Below are 15687 nucleotides of genomic sequence, written 5' to 3'. Positions count from 1 at the left end.
ATCAGCCGCAGGGGGTGAGCCGCGCGACGTCCTCCGAGAGGGTGGTGGGACCGCCGAGGAGGACGACCCGCTGAGCTCCCGACTTCGCGATGTCGGTCAGGACGGCGCGGGGCACGCAGTTCGTCGGCACGGCGAACAGCGGGCTGTTCGAGTAGCCCGCCGCCGTGGCTCCGGCGAGGGCGTCGGGGAAGTTCTCGCCCGTCGCCAGGAACACGGTCTCGGCCCTCGAGAAGGCTGCCCGGTTCAGCTGCTCCGAGGTGTCGTAGCGGTCGACTCCGCCGATGCGGGTGATCGTCGGCACCGGAAGCGAGTTCTTGATCCCCTCGCTCACCGACAGGGGGCTGCCCGCGATGGTGAGGTTCTGCACCTTGAGCTTCGAGAGGATGCCCTTCGTCACGGCGTCGGCCGTGCTGCCGGTGCCGTTCACGAGGACGACGGGCGCGTCGACGGAGCCGGCCGCGGCGCTCGCGCCGAGCGCGTCGGGGAACTTCTCGCCCGTGGCGAGCCAGGCCCGCGTCGAGCCGCCCGGGAACGCGCTCTGGATGATGAGCCTGGACGTGTCGTAGCGGTCCTTCCCTCCGATGCGGTCCACCGTCGGCGAGTAGGACCTCAGCTGGTTCAGCAGGCCGTCGCCGACGCTCAGTGCGGAGCCGACCACGACGATCCTCGCCGGCTTGAGCCGGCTGAGCTCGTCGCGAACGGGCTGCGACATCGAGTCCCGGTCGACCAGGAGCAGCGGACCGCCCTGCTTGGCCGCGGCAGGGGCGGCGCTCAGGGCGTCGGGGAAGTTGGCGCCGGTCGCGATGTAGACGACCGGGACGTTCGTGCGGAAGACGGCCTTCGAGATCGCGACGGCGGTGCCCTGGCGGTCCGTGCCGGCCAGGCGCGAGACGTCGATCCCGGCCGACGTGCTCACGGACGAGCAGCCGAGATCCTTCCGGCCGGGGCCCCGGGAGTCGCCCGTGCCGACCCAGCGGTTCCAGTCGACGGAGTCGGCGGAGACGCAGACCTGGTAGGTGCCGGGTGCCGAGACGGGCGTGGTGGCGCCGAAGCCGTGGGCGCGGCCGGCGACGGAGTACTCGCCCGGGATGTCACCGCGGTCGCCGTTCGCGGTCTGCGTGCGGACCGTGCGGGTGCCGTCGGGGCCGGTCACCGTGACCGTCGTGGTCAGCGCGGCCTGCTGCGTCGTCGGATCGACGGCCCAGCCGGACACGCTCAGGGTGCTGCCCGAGATGCGCGGGGCGTCGACGCGTCCCGCGGGGGCGATCCCGGCGTTGGCCAGGGTGCCGTTCGGGTTCCAGTCGCTGAAGAGGTACCAGAAGTTGATGTTGCCGTAGGTCGCGCAGGCCGCGTTGCCGGAGCCGGTGAGCGCGTAGTCGTTGGGCTGGTACGGCGTGTAGTAGTAGAGGTCGGCCGTGGCCTGGTTGCGGATGGTGACCGGCGAGGAGCCGCACGCGGTGCTCGGGTAGTAGGCGACGTTCGGCGTCGTGCCCGGAGCGTAGGTGGTGAAGTTCGAGCCGGAGCCGGGCGGGTTGGCGTAGCGCTTGAACTGGCGGGCCGCGCTGTAGACCTGCGTGAAGAAGCCCGCCGAGCCGGGGTCGCACGCCGCGGTGTCCGGGCAGTTGTAGCCGGTCGCCTTGGCGTAGTCCTCGGGGCTCGGGGTCGCGTCGGTGACGAGGCTCCGCTCCTTCTGCACGAGCACGACCAGGGCCAGCGGGTTGATGCCGCAGGCCAGGCCGACGCGCGTGAAGATCGAGGCCGACGACTCGCTGCCGGAGCCCTGGTAGGCGCTGCACATCGCGTCCGCCGCCTTGGACGGCGTCGCCTGCGAGAAGTTCTTGAGGCAGGGGGCGGTGCCGGCGGTGGAGCACCGGCTGCCCTTCTCGTTCAGGAGCGACTGCACCTGACCGGTGCTCAGCGCGTCGCCGTCGAAGAACTGGGCGTCGCTGACGATGAAGCCGGCGCGGAAGCTCTTCGTCTCCTCGGCGCTGTACTGCGTCGACTGGTCCGGGACGCCGAGGTCGGCGCGGTCGAGGGACGCGTCGAGAGCGCCGGTCTCGACCGAGACGGTCGACGGCGCGTCCTCGGCGGCGGAGGCGGAGGTGATCGGGACGAGGGCGGTGCCGAGCCCGACGGCGAGAGCGAGCGCGGCCGTGAGCAGGCGCGATGAGCGGTGGTGATTCCCCATGATCGCGAAGTCTACGAGGCGGTCGCAGGGCGTCCTGGCCCTCGTTCGGTGGTCGTGGCGCGTCGATCGCTCGATGTCGGAGGTGCGTGGTGTCATCGGCGGCATGGATCTCTCCTTCGTCCTCGGCCTGGTGGTCGGCGCGCTCCTCGCGGGAGTCGTGGCCGTCCTCCTCGCCCGCTCCCGCACGCCCGACGCCGCCCTCGCCCTCGACCTCGCGACGGCCCGCGCCCGCGCGGAGGGCCTGGAGGAGCGGCACGAGGCCGTCGTTGAGCAGCACCGCGAGCACCTCGGCTCCGCCCGCGATCAGATCCGCGAGCTCCAGGAGCAGCTGCGCGTCGTCGCTGAGCGCGAGCGGCACGACGCGCGCATCCTGCAGACCCTCTCCCCCGTCGCCGAGAGCCTGCGCGGCATGCAGGAGGCGGTCGGCCGGCTCGAGCGCGAGCGCGCCGCCCAGTTCGGGGCGATCACCGAGCAGCTCGAGGGACAGCGGGCGGCGGGCGAGCAGCTGCGCTCGACGACCGAGACCCTCGCGTCCGCGCTCCGCTCCACCACGAGCCGCGGCGCCTGGGGCGAGACGCAGCTGCGGAACGTCGTCGAGGCCGCCGGGCTCACCCAGCGGGTCGACTTCGACGTGCAGTTCGGGCTCGAGGGCGAGGCGGGCCGCGGCCGCGCCGACATGGTGGTCCGCCTGCCCGGCGGCAAGGCGATCGCGGTGGACGCCAAGGTGCCGTTCGACGCGTACCTGGAGGCGAGCGCGATCCCCGCGGGCGCCGGCGGCGAGGAGGAGGCGCGGCGCGCGGGGCTCCTGCGGGCGCACGTCCGCGCCCTCCGCGGCCACGTGGACGCGCTGGCCGCCCGCTCCTACTGGACCGGTCTCCCGGCGAGCCCCGAGTTCGTCATCGCGTTCGTGCCGAGCGAGCCGCTGCTCGCGAGCGCGCTCGACGCCGACCCGAGCCTGCTCGAGTACGCGTTCCGCAAGCGCGTCGCCCTCGCCTCGCCCGTGACCCTGTGGTCGGTGCTGAAGACCGTCGCCTACACCTGGCAGCAGGACGTGCTCACCGACGACGCCAAGCGCCTGCTCGACCTCGGCAAGACGCTCTACGCCCGTCTCGGCACCCTCGCCGACCACGCCGAGGGCCTGCGCCGCTCGCTCGAGAAGACGGTCGACTCCTACAACGCCTTCGCCGGCTCGCTCGAGAGCCGCGTGCTGGTCACCGCGCGCCAGTTCGACTCCCTCGACGAGTCGCGCGTCATCGCCCCGGTCGGAGGAGTCGCCTCCTCGCCGCGCCGCCTCACCGCCGTCGAGCTGCTCGCCGCGGACGACGAGTCCGAGCGGAGCGCGTAGGGTCCCGGGTCCCCGCTGAGCGAGCACCGGGCGTGCAGGCCGGGCGCGAGCGGCGCCGTCCATCCGGCTCGACACCCGGACGACCGCAGCTCGCGACGGCGCTCCACCTCCGCGGCTCGGCGGAGGAGCGCCCGCGAGGCGTCTCGAGACCCGCCGCGGCCCCGCCCGCTCGCCTCGGTGACCGAGGCCGGTGTCCTTCCGCGTCTTGCACGCCGAGACGCCGCCGCACTCGGCGAGTGCGCCGTCAGCGGGGCGGCGCCTCGGCAGCAGTGCGGCGTCTCTGAGAGAGCGTGACGGCCTAGACCCACTTCTCCGCGAGGTGCTGGGCGGTCACGCGGCGGATGGTGCCCGAGCGGGAGCGGAGCACGATGGACTCCGTCGTGATGACGTGGCCCTCCTTGCGCACGCCCTTCACGAGCCCGCCGTTCGTCACTCCGGTCGCGACGAAGTAGGTGTTGTCGCTGCGGACGAGGTCGTTGGCGTGGAGGACGCGATCGACGTCGTGGCCGGCGTCGATGGCGCGCTGGCGCTCGTCGTCGTCCTTCGGGCGGAGGATGCCCTGGATCACTCCGCCGAGCGCGCGGATGGCGCAGGCCGTGATGATGCCCTCGGGCGTGCCTCCGGTGCCGACGCACATGTCGAGTCGGGAGTCGTGGCGAGCGGCGTTGATGCCGCCCGCGACGTCGCCGTCGAGCAGGAGGCGCGTGCCGGCTCCGGCCGCGCGGATGTCCTCGATCAGCTGAGCGTGGCGCGGGCGGTCCAGCACCGCGATGCGCATCTCCTCGACGGGCTTGCGCTTGGCGCGGGCCAGGGCGCGGATGTTCTCGCCGATCGGGCGCTGGATGTCGATGATCCCGACGCCCTCGGGCCCGGTGACGATCTTCTCCATGTAGAACACGGCGGAGGGGTCGAACATCGCGCCGCGGTCGGCGACGGCGATCATCGAGAGCGCGTTCTGGCGCCCGGCCGCGGTCAGCGAGGTGCCGTCGATCGGGTCGACGGCGATGTCGGCGGCGGGCCCCGAGCCGTTGCCGACGTGCTCGCCGTTGAAGAGCATGGGCGCGTTGTCCTTCTCGCCCTCGCCGATCACGACGACTCCGTCGAAGTTCACGGTCCCGAGGAAGGTGCGCATGGCGTCGACCGCTGCGCCGTCGGCGGCGTTCTTGTCGCCCTTGCCGATGAAGGGCACGGCGCGGATCGCGGCGGCCTCGGTGGCGCGGACGAGCTCCATGCCGAGGTTGCGGTCGGGGTGGAGGTAGAGCGAGTCGTTGTCGATCACAGAGCGGAGTCCTTCGTCGTCGAGTTCGTGCACGTCGTCGCAGGACCCGCGGAGCGGATCCCCATCCCTGCCCGAAGCCTAGTCCAGGGCCCTCCACGGGCGGAGGGACCGCGGAGGGGCGCCTCGCTAGACTCGTCGGCGACGCGGGCCTCGCCCGACCCCCCTTCGTTCATCCGTCAAAGGAGATGCCATGCCCGTCGCTACCCCGGACCAGTACGCAGAGATGCTCGACAAGGCGAAGGCGGGCGGCTTCGCCTACCCGGCGTTCAACGTCTCGTCGTCGCAGACGATCAACGCGGTCCTCCAGGGCCTCACCGAGGCGGGCTCGGACGGCATCATCCAGGTCACCACCGGAGGCGCGGACTACTTCGCCGGCCACACCGTGAAGAACCGCGCGGCCGGCGCGATCGCCTTCGCGAGGTTCGCGACCGAGGTCGCCAAGAACTACCCGGTCACGGTCGCGCTCCACACCGACCACTGCCCGCAGAACGCGCTCGAGGGCTTCGTCTACCCGCTGATCGCCGCCTCCGAGGAGGAGGTCAAGGCCGGTCGCGAGCCGCTCTTCCAGTCGCACATGTGGGACGGCTCCGCGATCCCGCTCGACGAGAACCTCGCCATCGCGAAGGAGATCCTCCCGCGCGTCAAGAACATCAACGCCATCCTCGAGGTCGAGATCGGCGTCGTCGGCGGCGAGGAGGACGGCGTCTCGCACGACATCAACGAGCACCTCTACACCACGCTCGACGACGCGATCGCGACCGTCGAGGCCCTCGGCTTCGGCGAGCAGGGCCGCTACATGGCCGCCCTCACCTTCGGCAACGTCCACGGCGTCTACAAGCCGGGCAACGTCCGCCTGCGCCCGGAGCTGCTCCGCGAGATCCAGGACGGCCTGCAGGCGAAGTACGGCACCGGCGCGCTCCCCCTCGACCTCGTCTTCCACGGCGGCTCGGGCTCGACCGACGAGGAGATCGCCGAGGCGGTCCGCAACGGCGTCGTCAAGATGAACATCGACACCGACACGCAGTACGCGTTCAGCCGCTCCGTCGCGGACACCGTGCTGAAGAACTACGACGGTTTCCTCAAGGTCGACGGCGAGGTCGGCAACAAGAAGGTCTACGACCCGCGCTCGTGGGGCAAGATCGCCGAGACCGCGATGGCCGCGCGCGTCGCCGAGGCGACCCGTCAGCTCGGCTCGGCCGGGAACTCCGGGAAGTAGGGCACCGCTCCGTGACGAACGCACACGATCAGCCGGGCGACAGGCGTCCGGAGCCGCAGTACGGCGAGTACGCGCCGCCCGGCTGGTCGTGGCAGCCGCCGGAGGACGCCGTGGTCGTCCCCGACCCGAGGGGGTCGGAGACCGATCCGAGGCCCGCGACCGCTCCGGCCGCGAAGCCCGTCGCGCATCCCGTCGACCGCCTGCTCACGATCGTGCTGCTCGCGCTCGGCGTGTTCTTCGCCGTGCCGACGCTGCTCGATCCCTCGAGCTTCGCGACGACCCTCCAGGAGCTCTACCGCTCCCAGGGCATCGGCACCTACGCGTCGCCGGAGCTCGCACGGATCCTCGGCGTCGTGGTGGCGCTCGCGCAGTCGCTGATCGTCGCCTTCGCGGTGTGGATCTCGATCCGGCGGCTCCGCGCCGGCAAGCGCGCCGTGCTCGTCCCGATCCTCGGGATCGCGGCGACCGTGCTGCTCTCCCTGATCGTCGCGGCGATCGCCATCCTGGGTGACCCGACGTTCGCGGAGTACGTCACGCGCATGTCGGGCTCGCAGGGCGGCGCCGGCACCGACGTCTAGCGTCGATCCCCGTTCCACCGCACACGGAAGAGGCCGCCGCTCCCGAGGGAGGGCGGCCTCTTCCGTGTCCGGGCCGGAACGCTCTAGGCGCCCGCTCCCGCGCTGATGCGTCCACCGACGCCGCGGGCGTCGCGCTTGCCGGCGACGTCCTTGCGCAGCTCCTTGGGGAGCGAGAACATCAGGTCCTCCTCCGCCGTCTTGACCTCCTCGACATCGCCGTACCCGGCGGCGGCGAGGTCGTCGAGGACCTCCTGGACGAGCACCTCGGGCACCGAGGCGCCGCTGGTGACGCCGACGGTGCGGATGCCCTCAAGCCACTCCTGCTTGATCTCGCTCGCGTAGTCGACCCGGTAGGCGGCCTTCGCGCCGTACTCGAGGGCGACCTCGACGAGGCGCACGGAGTTGGAGGAGTTCGCGGAGCCGACGACGATGACCAGCTCGGCGCCCGCGGCGACCTTCTTGATCGCGACCTGGCGGTTCTGCGTGGCGTAGCAGATGTCGTCGCTCGGCGGGTCCTGCAGGTTGGGGAAGCGCTCGCGGAGACGGCGCACCGTCTCCATCGTCTCGTCGACCGAGAGCGTCGTCTGCGAGAGCCAGACGACCTTGTCCGGGTCCTTCACGACGATGTTCGGCACGTCGTCGGGGCTGCCGACGAGGGTGACGTGATCGGGAGCCTCGCCCGCGGTGCCCTCGACCTCTTCGTGGCCCTCGTGGCCGATGAGGAGGATCTCGAAGTCGTCGCGCGCGAAGCGGACGGCCTCGCGGTGCACCTTCGTCACCAGGGGGCAGGTCGCGTCGATCGCCTGGAGACTGCGGTCGGCCGCGCCCTGGACGACGGCCGGTGAGACGCCGTGCGCGCTGAAGACGATGTGCGATCCCTCGGGCACCTCGTCGACCTCGTCGACGAAGATGGCACCCTGGCTCTCGAGCGTGGAGACGACGTGCACGTTGTGCACGATCTGCTTGCGCACGTAGACCGGGGCACCGTAGTGCTCGATGGCCTTCTCGACGGCGACGACCGCGCGGTCGACTCCGGCGCAGTAGCCGCGGGGCGCGGCGAGGAGGACGCGCTTGCGGCCCTCGACGGGGACGTCGCGCAGACGCCCTGTGGCGCGGGGCATGCGCGGCATGGGCAGGCTGATCGGGACTTGGCTCACCCCCTGATTCTACGTGGTGCATCCTGTGCCCGGGCCGTCCCGGTGTCGGACCCGTCCCGTACCGTTGTCGTCGCGGGAGGGCACTCCCGCTCCCCCCGTCCCTCCGAGCAGAGGCAGCGATGACCGACGCCCCACCCACCGCCGACGCACCCTGGCCGGTCGGCCTGCTCGCCAGCAAGATCAAGGGCTGGATCGAGCGCCTCGGCACCGCGTGGGTCGAGGGCGAGATCACCCAGTGGGGCGCGTCCGGCGGCAACGTCTACGGGAAGCTGAAGGACCTGTCCGGAGACGCGACGGTCGGCTTCACCGTCTGGTCGTCGGTGCGGAGCCGCCTCCCGGCCGACCTCAAGCAGGGCGATCGGGTCATCGCGCTGGTGAAGCCCAACTACTGGGTCAAGGGCGGCACGCTCTCGATGCAGGTCTTCGAGATGCGCCACGTCGGCCTGGGCGATCTGCTGGAGAAGCTCGAGCGGCTCCGCCGGCAGCTCGCGTCGGAGGGGCTGTTCGACGCCTCCCGCAAGAAGCCGCTGCCGTTCCTCCCGCACGGCGTGGGCCTCATCACCGGCAAGGACTCGGACGCCGAGAAGGACGTGCTGCGGAACGCGCAGCTGCGCTGGCCGGCCGTGCGCTTCCGGGTGGTCCACTCGGCCGTGCAGGGCGACCGGACGGTCCCGGAGGTGCTCTCGGCCCTGCGGACCCTCGAGGCCGACGACAGCATCGACGTGATCGTGATCGCCCGCGGAGGCGGTGACTTCCAGAACCTGCTCGGCTTCAGCGACGAGGCGCTCGTGCGCGCCGTCGCCGCCTGCTCCACTCCGGTCGTCAGCGCGATCGGCCACGAGGCCGACCGCCCGCTGCTCGACGACGTCGCCGACCTGCGCGCCTCCACTCCCACCGACGCCGCGAAGAGGGTCGTGCCCGACGTCTCCGACGAACTGCTGCGCGTGCAGCAGGCCCGACTGCGGATGACCGGCCGCGTGAGCGGGCTCGTCTCGCACGAGATCGACCGGCTCTCGCAGCTGCGCTCGCGGCCGGTGCTCGCCCAGCCGCACGTGCTGGTCGACCGGCACTCCGAGGAGCTGACCCGCTGGGTGGCGCGCGGCGCCGAGCTGGTGGACCGCCGCCTCGAGCGCGCGCACCTCGAGGTCGAGCGCCTGCACGGCCACCTGCGCGCCCTCTCCCCCCAGCACACCCTCGACCGCGGCTACGCGATCGTCCAGAACGCGGCCGGGCACGTCGTCCGGGCGCCCGGCGACGCACCGGCCGGCGGCGCACTCGTCCTCACGCTCGCGGAGGGGGCCGTCGGCGCCCGCTCCGAGGGGCCTACCGGCGATCCCGCCGGCCGGTCCTGAGCCCGACGCGCCACCCGTCCCCCTCAGCCCCGATCGATAGGATCAGACCCATGCCAGACTCCCCCGACGCCCCGGCGACCGACTCCGACGTCTCGGGATTCTCCTACGAGCAGGCGCGCGACGAGCTCGTCCGCGTCGTGTCCGAGCTCGAGCAGGGCAGCTCTACCCTCGAGCGCTCGCTCGCCCTGTGGGAGCGCGGCGAGGCCCTCGCCGCCCGCTGCGAGGAGTGGCTGATCGGAGCACGCGCCCGGCTGGACGCGGCCCGCTCCGGAGGGGCGGCCGCCGGATGAGCCGCGCGAAGCCCGCGCGGGTCGTCGCCGAGCTCGGGCGCCCGGAGACGGCGGCCGAGACGGCCGCACGCAAGGCCGAGAACTCCCGGCTCTACCGTCAGCGCAAGACGGTCAACAACCTCGTCTTCTCGCTGCTCGCGACCGTCGGCGCCGTGGCGCTCATCGTCCTGCTCGTCCCCCGCGGCGACACCGTGGAGCTCTCCTCGGTCGATGTCCCCCGCGTCGCCGCGCAGGTCCAGCTGGGCGAGGAGCAGACGCTCGCCGTCCCCACCCTGCCCGAGGGCTGGAAGTCCAACGCGGCCGAGCTCCGCCGCGAGAACGGCACCGACTACTGGTACGTCGGCCTGATCACCCCGAAGGCGGGCTACATCGGCCTGAGCCAGGGGCTCGACGCGGACGCGGCCTGGGTCGCGACGCAGCTCGACCGCCGGGCGGCGACCGGCGTCGAGACGATCGACGGCCGCGACTGGACCGTCTACGACCACCGCGACTCCGGCGACGACACCGGCAACACGCCCTACGCACTCGAGACGACGGAGGGCTCCAGCACCTACCTCGTCTACGGCACGGCCCCGACGGACGAGATCCGCCGGGTCGTGGACGCCATCACCCCGCAGATCGGCCAGGAGAAGTCTCGATGAGCCTCGGAACCAGCAGCACCGTCCCCCGCGAGTCCCGCCCGCCGGCGTGGGTCTGGAAGGAGATGCTCCGCGGCAACCAGCGCTTCGTCGCCGGCGAGCCCCGCCACCCCCGCCAGGACGTCGAGCGCCGCGCCGAGCTCGCCGCCGCGCAGGCCCCGCTCGCCGCGCTCTTCGGCTGCAGCGACTCCCGCCTCGCGGCCGAGATCATCTTCGACCTGGGGCTCGGCGACCTCTTCGTCGTCCGCAACGCCGGCCAGGTGATCGCCGACTCCATCATCGGCTCGCTGGAGTACGGCGTCGCCGTTCTCGGCGTGAAGGTGCTGCTCGTGCTCGGCCACGACGAGTGCGGAGCGGTCCGGGCGGCGATCCAGTCGCAGGCGCCCGGCGCCGAGCGGCTCCCCCCGCACATCGAGCACCTGATCGAGCCGATCATCCCCGCGGTGCGCCGCCTCGTGGGTGCTCAGCCGGACGGCCGCGTGCTCGTCGACCCGTCGGCGACCGATGCGCTGGCCGTCGGCCGCGAGCACCTGCGCGACACGGTCGCCGAGCTGCTCCAGCGCTCCCCGCTGATCGCCGACGCTGTCGCGACCGGGCGGCTCGCCCTCGTCGGCGCCAACTACCGGCTCTCGGACGGCACCGTGATGTCCGATGTCGTGCTCGGCATCGATCCGCCCGAGCTCAGCCCCTACGTCTCCGAGCTGGAGCGCGACTCCGGCTCGGCCTCCTCCGCCGCCGCTCCGAGCGCGGTGGGATCGGATCCCGCGTGAGCGGCTCCGGACAGCACAGCACCAACCGATCAGACAAGGACGAACACAGCGTGGTGGATCACTCCCCGACCGACGACTCCGGCGACTTCCGCATCGAGCACGACACGATGGGCGAGGTGCGGGTCCCCCGCGACGCCCTCTACGCCGCGCAGACCCAGCGGGCGGTCGAGAACTTCCCGATCTCGGGTGCGGGCCTCGAGCCGGCCCAGATCGCGGCCCTCGCGCGCATCAAGAAGGCGGCGGCGCTGGCCAACGCCGAGCTGGGCGTGCTCGACGCCGACATCGCCACGGCGATCGCCGACGCGGCCGACCTCGTCGTCAGGGGCGGCTACGACGCGCACTTCCCGATCGACGTCTACCAGACCGGCTCGGGCACGTCCTCGAACATGAACATGAACGAGGTGCTGGGCTCGCTGGCGACCACGGCCCTCGGACGCACCGTGCACCCGAACGACCACGTCAACGCCTCGCAGTCCTCCAACGACGTGTTCCCCACCTCGGTCCACGTCGCCGTCACCGGCGCGCTCATCGAGTCGCTGATCCCCTCGCTCGAGCAGCTCGCCGAGTCGCTCGAGGTCAAGGCGGAGCAGTGGGCCGAGGTCGTCAAGGCCGGCCGCACCCACCTGATGGACGCCACCCCGGTCACGCTCGGCCAGGAGTTCGGCGGCTACGCCGCGCAGATCCGCCTCGGCATCGAGCGCGTGCAGTCGGCGCTCCCCCGCGTCGCCGAGGTCCCGCTCGGCGGCACCGCGGTCGGCACCGGGATCAACACCCCCGCCGGATTCCCGCAGAAGGTCATCGTGCGCCTCGCGGAGGAGACGGGCCTGCCCGTCACCGAGGCCCGCAACCACTTCGAGGCCCAGGGCGCGCGGGACTCGCTGGTCGAGGCCTCCGGAGCGCTGCGCGTGCTCGCGGTGAGCCTGACCAAGATCAACAACGACCTCCGCTGGATGGGCTCCGGCCCCAACACCGGCCTCGGAGAGCTGCGGATCCCCGACCTCCAGCCCGGATCCTCGATCATGCCCGGCAAGGTGAACCCGGTGATCCCGGAGGCCGTCCTCATGGTCTGCGCGCGCGTGATCGGCAACGACGCCACCATCGCCTGGGCGGGCGCCTCGGGCGCCTTCGAGCTCAACGTCGCGATCCCCGTCATGGGGACGGCGCTGCTGGAGTCGATCCGCCTGCTCGCGAACTCCGCCGTGCTGCTCGCCGACAAGACCGTCGACGGCCTCGAGGCCGACGTCGAGCACGCCCGCGCCCTCGCCGAGTCCTCCCCCTCGATCGTCACGCCGCTCAACAAGGTGATCGGCTACGAGGCCGCCGCCAAGGTCGCGAAGAACTCGGTCGCCAAGGGGATCACCGTCCGAGAGTCGGTCGTGGACCTCGGCTTCGTCGAGCGCGGCGAGGTGACGGAGGAGCAGCTCGACAGCGCCCTCGACGTCATGTCGATGACCCACCCCGGCTGAGCCCGGCCCTCCGACGGCCCGTCCCTGCGCTCGGCGCGGAGGCGGGCCGTCAGAGCACCAGCCAGAACCCCGTGAGCAGGAACGGTCCGAACGCGACCCGTCCGCGGACGCGCAGCACGAGCACCCACAGCCCTGCCACCGCGAAGCCGACAGCGGGCGCGGCGACGACCTGCTCGGGTCCGAGAGCCGCGAGCGGCGGTGCGAGGGCCGCCTGGAGCTTCACGTCGCCGAGGCCCAGCCCGCCCGCCGCATGCAGCACGCCCAGGCACAGCACCGTCGCGAGGACGGCGAGAAGCGTCCCCGCCGTGGGCGCGAGGACGGCTCCGACCACCAGCAGCGGGAGCGTGACCGCGTTCGGGAGCCGGTGCCCGCGCACGTCCGCCAGCACCAACGGCACGCTCGCGAGCGCCACCGGGACGAGGCCGGGCGCCCGGCCCAGGTGCGGGGCCCCGATCAGGAGGAGCACCAGGGCGCCGAGGAGCAGGGCGGCCCGGTCGAGCAGAGATCCGCGGAGCATCCGCCGAGACTAGGGGGCGACGCCCTCGGGGCGTCGGAGTTCTCCACAGGGCGGCCCGCCGGTGTGCTCGGGCGGCGGCGGGTCCCTCCCCGGCCTCAGTCGCGCGGAGGCAGCGGTCCCAGCAGGAGCGACGCCCAGGCGCCGTGAGCCGACGCGTCGTCGGAGGGGTGGAACTGCCCGGCGAGCACGTCGCGGTAGAGGCGGCCGAGCTCCGACCTGCGCTGGTACGCCGACCCGCCCGCGATCCGGACGGCGCTCTCGACCACGCGGAGCGCTCCCTCCGTGGTGCGGATCTTCACCCCCACCAGCGACGGGAACCAGCGCGCGCCCCGGTCGACGAGCGCGTCCACGTCGGCCGCCGCCGAGCGCAGGGGCGCCTCGAGCCCGTCGAGCAGCATCCCGGCCTCAGCCACCCGGTGCCGCACCTCGGGGTCCTCCGCCAGTGGCCGCCCTCCCGCCCGGAGGGAGGTCCGTCGGCGGACGGAGGCGACGGCGAGGTCGAGCGCGCGCTGCGCGACACCGAGGTAGACCGAGGAGATCAGCAGCTCGAAGGCCGCGAAGACGGCGAAGACGAAGGGGTCGGCGGTCGGTCCGACGGGCAGCGAGCGGATCATCCGCTCGGCCGGGACGACGACGCCGCCGAGCACCGTCGTGCGGCTCTGGGTCGCCCGCATGCCGAGCGTGTCCCAGTCGTCGCGGACCTCGAGCCCGGCGACCGGAGACTCCGGGCTCTCACGGTGCACGAAACCGTGCACGAGCCGCGGCTCCGACCCGCTGTCGTCGCGGCCGAACACGCCGAGCCGCGTCCAGGCGGGCGCGAGGGAGGTGAAGACCTTCGTGCCGGTGAAGCGGTAGCCGCCGTCCCCGAGCGGCTCCGCCCGCGTCAGCGAGTCCGAGAGCACCAGGTCGTTGCCCGCCTCGCTGTTGCCGAAGGCGAAGACGTGACCCGCCGCGGCGTCGACGAGAACCGAGCGGAGGGAGTCGTCGCCCCGCTCGAGCAGGAGTCGCGCGATCCCTGTCCAGACCAGGTGCATGTTGACGGCGAGCGCGGTCGCGGGCGCGGCCGTCGCGAGGCGCGTCTGCTCGGCGGCCGCCTGCTCCAGGCCGAGGCCGGCACCGCCGAGCTCCTCGGGGACGAGCAGCGCCAGGTACCCGATCGAGCGCAGCTCCTCCAGGTCGTCCGCGCAGAACGCGTTGCGCTCGTCGTAGTCGGCCGCGCGGGTGCGGAAGCGCTCGAGGAGCGCATCGTCGAGGATGCTCACCCGTCCACGCTACGCCCCGGTGCCCTGCAGGGACGCGCCCGGCCCGGGGATCCTCGGATCCCACGGGCCGGACGCACGGCGAGCCCGTCAGGCGAGCTCGTTCGACTCCAGCATCTCGGTGACCAGAGCGGCGATCGCCGAGCGCTCGGAGCGGGTCAGCGTGACGTGCGCGAACAGCGGGTGGCCCTTCAGCGTCTCGATCACGGAGGCGACCCCGTCGTGCCGGCCGACCCGGAGGTTGTCGCGCTGCGCCACGTCGTGGGTCAGCACCACCCGGGAGTTCTGCCCGACCCGCGAGAGCACCGTGAGCAGGACGTTCCGCTCCAGCGACTGCGCCTCGTCGACGATCACGAACGCGTCGTGCAGCGAGCGCCCGCGGATGTGCGTGAGCGGCAGCACCTCGAGCATCCCGCGCTCGATCACCTCGTCGAGCACGTTCTGCGACACCAGCGCCCCGAGCGTGTCGAAGACCGCCTGCGCCCAGGGGTTCATCTTCTCGGCCGCGTCGCCGGGCAGGAAGCCGAGGTCCTGGCCGCCCACCGCGTAGAGCGGCCGGAAGACCATGATCTTCTTGTGCTGGCGCTTCTCCAGCACCGCCTCCAGGCCCGCGCAGAGCGCCAGCGCCGACTTGCCGGTGCCGGCCCGGCCGCCGAGCGAGACGATGCCGACCTCCGGGTCGAGCAGCAGGTCGATCGCGAGCCGCTGCTCCGCCGACCGCCCGTGCAGGCCGAACACGTCCTTGTCGCCGCGGACCAGCGTGATCTGCCGCTTGCCGGTGACCCTCGCGAGAGCGGAGCCGCGGTCGGAGTGGACGACGAGCCCGGTGTTGACCGGGATGTCGGCCACGACGTCCGTGAAGAGCCGCTCGCGGTCGTAGAGCTCGCTCATCGCGTCGCCGCCGAGCGTCACGTCGTCCATGCCGGTCCAACCGGACTCGGGGGCCTGCTCGGCCAGGTACTCCTCCGCGGCGAGGCCGATGGAGGCGGCCTTCACGCGCATCGGCATGTCCTTGGACACGACGGTGACCGCGGCGCCCTCGCTCTGCAGGTTGAGCGCGACGGCGAGGATCCTCGCGTCGTTGTCGCCCATCTGGAGTCCGCTCGGCAGCACCGACATGTTCGAGTGGTTGAGCTCGACGCGGAGCGTGCCGCCCCGGCCGACGGCGATGGGGAAGTCGAGGCGCTCGTGCTGCACGCGCAGCTCGTCGAGGCGGCGCAGGGCCTGCCGGGCGAAGTAGCCGATCTCGGGATCGTTGCGCTTTCCCTCGAGCTCGCTGATGACGACGATCGGCAGCACGACGGCGTGCTCCGCGAACCGGAACATCGAGGAGGGATCCGACAGCAGCACCGAGGTGTCCAGGACGTAGGTGCGGAGGAGCTGATCGGCCGGATCCGAGGAGCCGTGCTGGACACGCCGGTGGACGCCGCCCTGCGTCCCGGTCTGCGGATCCATGCCCTGGGGAACTGTCACGACGACTCTCCACACTCCGGGGGCCGGAGCCCCCGGCTCATGTCCTCGAGCCGGTCTCATCGGTGCGTGTCGTGCACCGCGCAGTGTCCCTTCGGCGTCTGCGCGATGTCGAGCCGTACTTCTGTGGCCGTCTCGACCAGGCGCTGTACCTGATGACTC

Annotated in this window: 13 protein-coding genes and 1 pseudogene; 8 read left to right on the top strand and 6 right to left on the bottom strand. The window is 72.4% G+C overall.

What is annotated here, in order from left to right; all coding sequences use genetic code 11:
- Position 1: 1 nt before the first annotated feature.
- On the bottom strand, positions 2-2188 hold the full coding sequence (locus C5C71_RS00660; protein WP_104336932.1) for a cell wall-binding repeat-containing protein: 2187 nt from the start codon (positions 2186-2188) through the stop codon (positions 2-4).
- A gap of 103 nt (positions 2189-2291) precedes the next feature.
- On the opposite strand from C5C71_RS00660, the gene C5C71_RS00655 reads away from it, so the two are divergent.
- Positions 2292-3533, top strand: coding sequence for a DNA recombination protein RmuC (locus tag C5C71_RS00655; RefSeq protein ID WP_219812324.1), 1242 nt, complete (start codon positions 2292-2294; stop codon positions 3531-3533).
- A 298-nt stretch (positions 3534-3831) separates the two neighbouring features.
- Here the strand turns inward: C5C71_RS00655 and glpX are convergent, their stop codons facing one another.
- Positions 3832-4764 carry a class II fructose-bisphosphatase gene (gene glpX / locus C5C71_RS00650; protein WP_104225661.1) on the bottom strand — a complete coding sequence of 311 codons (933 nt, stop codon included), beginning with the start codon at positions 4762-4764 and terminating at the stop codon, positions 3832-3834.
- Between the two features lie 238 nt (positions 4765-5002).
- Here glpX and fbaA point away from each other — a divergent pair, with 238 nt between their 5' ends.
- Positions 5003-6028, top strand: coding sequence for a class II fructose-bisphosphate aldolase (gene fbaA / locus C5C71_RS00645; protein ID WP_104224414.1), 1026 nt, complete (start codon positions 5003-5005; stop codon positions 6026-6028).
- An 11-nt stretch (positions 6029-6039) separates the two neighbouring features.
- On the top strand, positions 6040-6606 hold the full coding sequence (locus C5C71_RS00640) for a DUF6264 family protein (RefSeq protein ID WP_104224415.1): 567 nt from the start codon (positions 6040-6042) through the stop codon (positions 6604-6606).
- A gap of 83 nt (positions 6607-6689) precedes the next feature.
- On the opposite strand, the gene C5C71_RS00635 is transcribed toward C5C71_RS00640, so the two are convergent.
- The gene (locus C5C71_RS00635; RefSeq protein ID WP_104232760.1) at positions 6690-7736 is read right to left on the bottom strand and encodes a 4-hydroxy-3-methylbut-2-enyl diphosphate reductase; all 1047 of its coding nucleotides are present in this window, start codon (positions 7734-7736) and stop codon (positions 6690-6692) included.
- A 146-nt stretch (positions 7737-7882) separates the two neighbouring features.
- On the opposite strand from C5C71_RS00635, the pseudogene xseA reads away from it, so the two are divergent.
- From xseA to C5C71_RS00610, 5 genes and pseudogenes are all read left to right on the top strand, one after another.
- Positions 7883-9155: pseudogene (gene xseA / locus C5C71_RS00630) on the top strand (exodeoxyribonuclease VII large subunit).
- 10 nt (positions 9156-9165) lie between these two features.
- Positions 9166-9405 (top strand): exodeoxyribonuclease VII small subunit, encoded by a 240-nt coding sequence (locus C5C71_RS00625; RefSeq protein WP_104224418.1) that lies wholly within the window; start codon positions 9166-9168, stop codon positions 9403-9405.
- Complete coding sequence (locus C5C71_RS00620; RefSeq protein WP_104336931.1) at positions 9402-10046, top strand: DUF4245 domain-containing protein; 645 nt, start codon at positions 9402-9404, stop codon at positions 10044-10046. Before C5C71_RS00625 ends, C5C71_RS00620 begins: the two co-directional genes overlap by 4 nt.
- Positions 10043-10813 carry a carbonic anhydrase gene (locus C5C71_RS00615; protein ID WP_208543312.1) on the top strand — a complete coding sequence of 257 codons (771 nt, stop codon included), beginning with the start codon at positions 10043-10045 and terminating at the stop codon, positions 10811-10813. Before C5C71_RS00620 ends, C5C71_RS00615 begins: the two co-directional genes overlap by 4 nt.
- A gap of 50 nt (positions 10814-10863) precedes the next feature.
- Positions 10864-12279, top strand: coding sequence for an aspartate ammonia-lyase (locus C5C71_RS00610; RefSeq protein ID WP_104336930.1), 1416 nt, complete (start codon positions 10864-10866; stop codon positions 12277-12279).
- Between the two features lie 49 nt (positions 12280-12328).
- On the opposite strand, the gene C5C71_RS00605 is transcribed toward C5C71_RS00610, so the two are convergent.
- The 3 genes from C5C71_RS00605 to C5C71_RS00595 form a co-directional block, all read right to left on the bottom strand.
- The gene (locus tag C5C71_RS00605; RefSeq protein ID WP_104291554.1) at positions 12329-12796 is read right to left on the bottom strand and encodes a prepilin peptidase; all 468 of its coding nucleotides are present in this window, start codon (positions 12794-12796) and stop codon (positions 12329-12331) included.
- A gap of 95 nt (positions 12797-12891) precedes the next feature.
- On the bottom strand, positions 12892-14058 hold the full coding sequence (locus C5C71_RS00600) for an acyl-CoA dehydrogenase family protein (RefSeq protein ID WP_104336929.1): 1167 nt from the start codon (positions 14056-14058) through the stop codon (positions 12892-12894).
- 87 nt (positions 14059-14145) lie between these two features.
- The gene (locus C5C71_RS00595) at positions 14146-15510 is read right to left on the bottom strand and encodes a PhoH family protein (protein ID WP_104224423.1); all 1365 of its coding nucleotides are present in this window, start codon (positions 15508-15510) and stop codon (positions 14146-14148) included.
- Positions 15511-15687: the final 177 nt, after the last annotated feature.

This window comes from Rathayibacter sp. AY1C1 (genome assembly GCF_002932105.1).
GTDB lineage: Bacteria > Actinomycetota > Actinomycetes > Actinomycetales > Microbacteriaceae > Rathayibacter.
The sequence above is the reverse complement of the archived record's forward strand: the minus strand, read 5'-3'. Positions and strand labels throughout refer to the sequence as shown.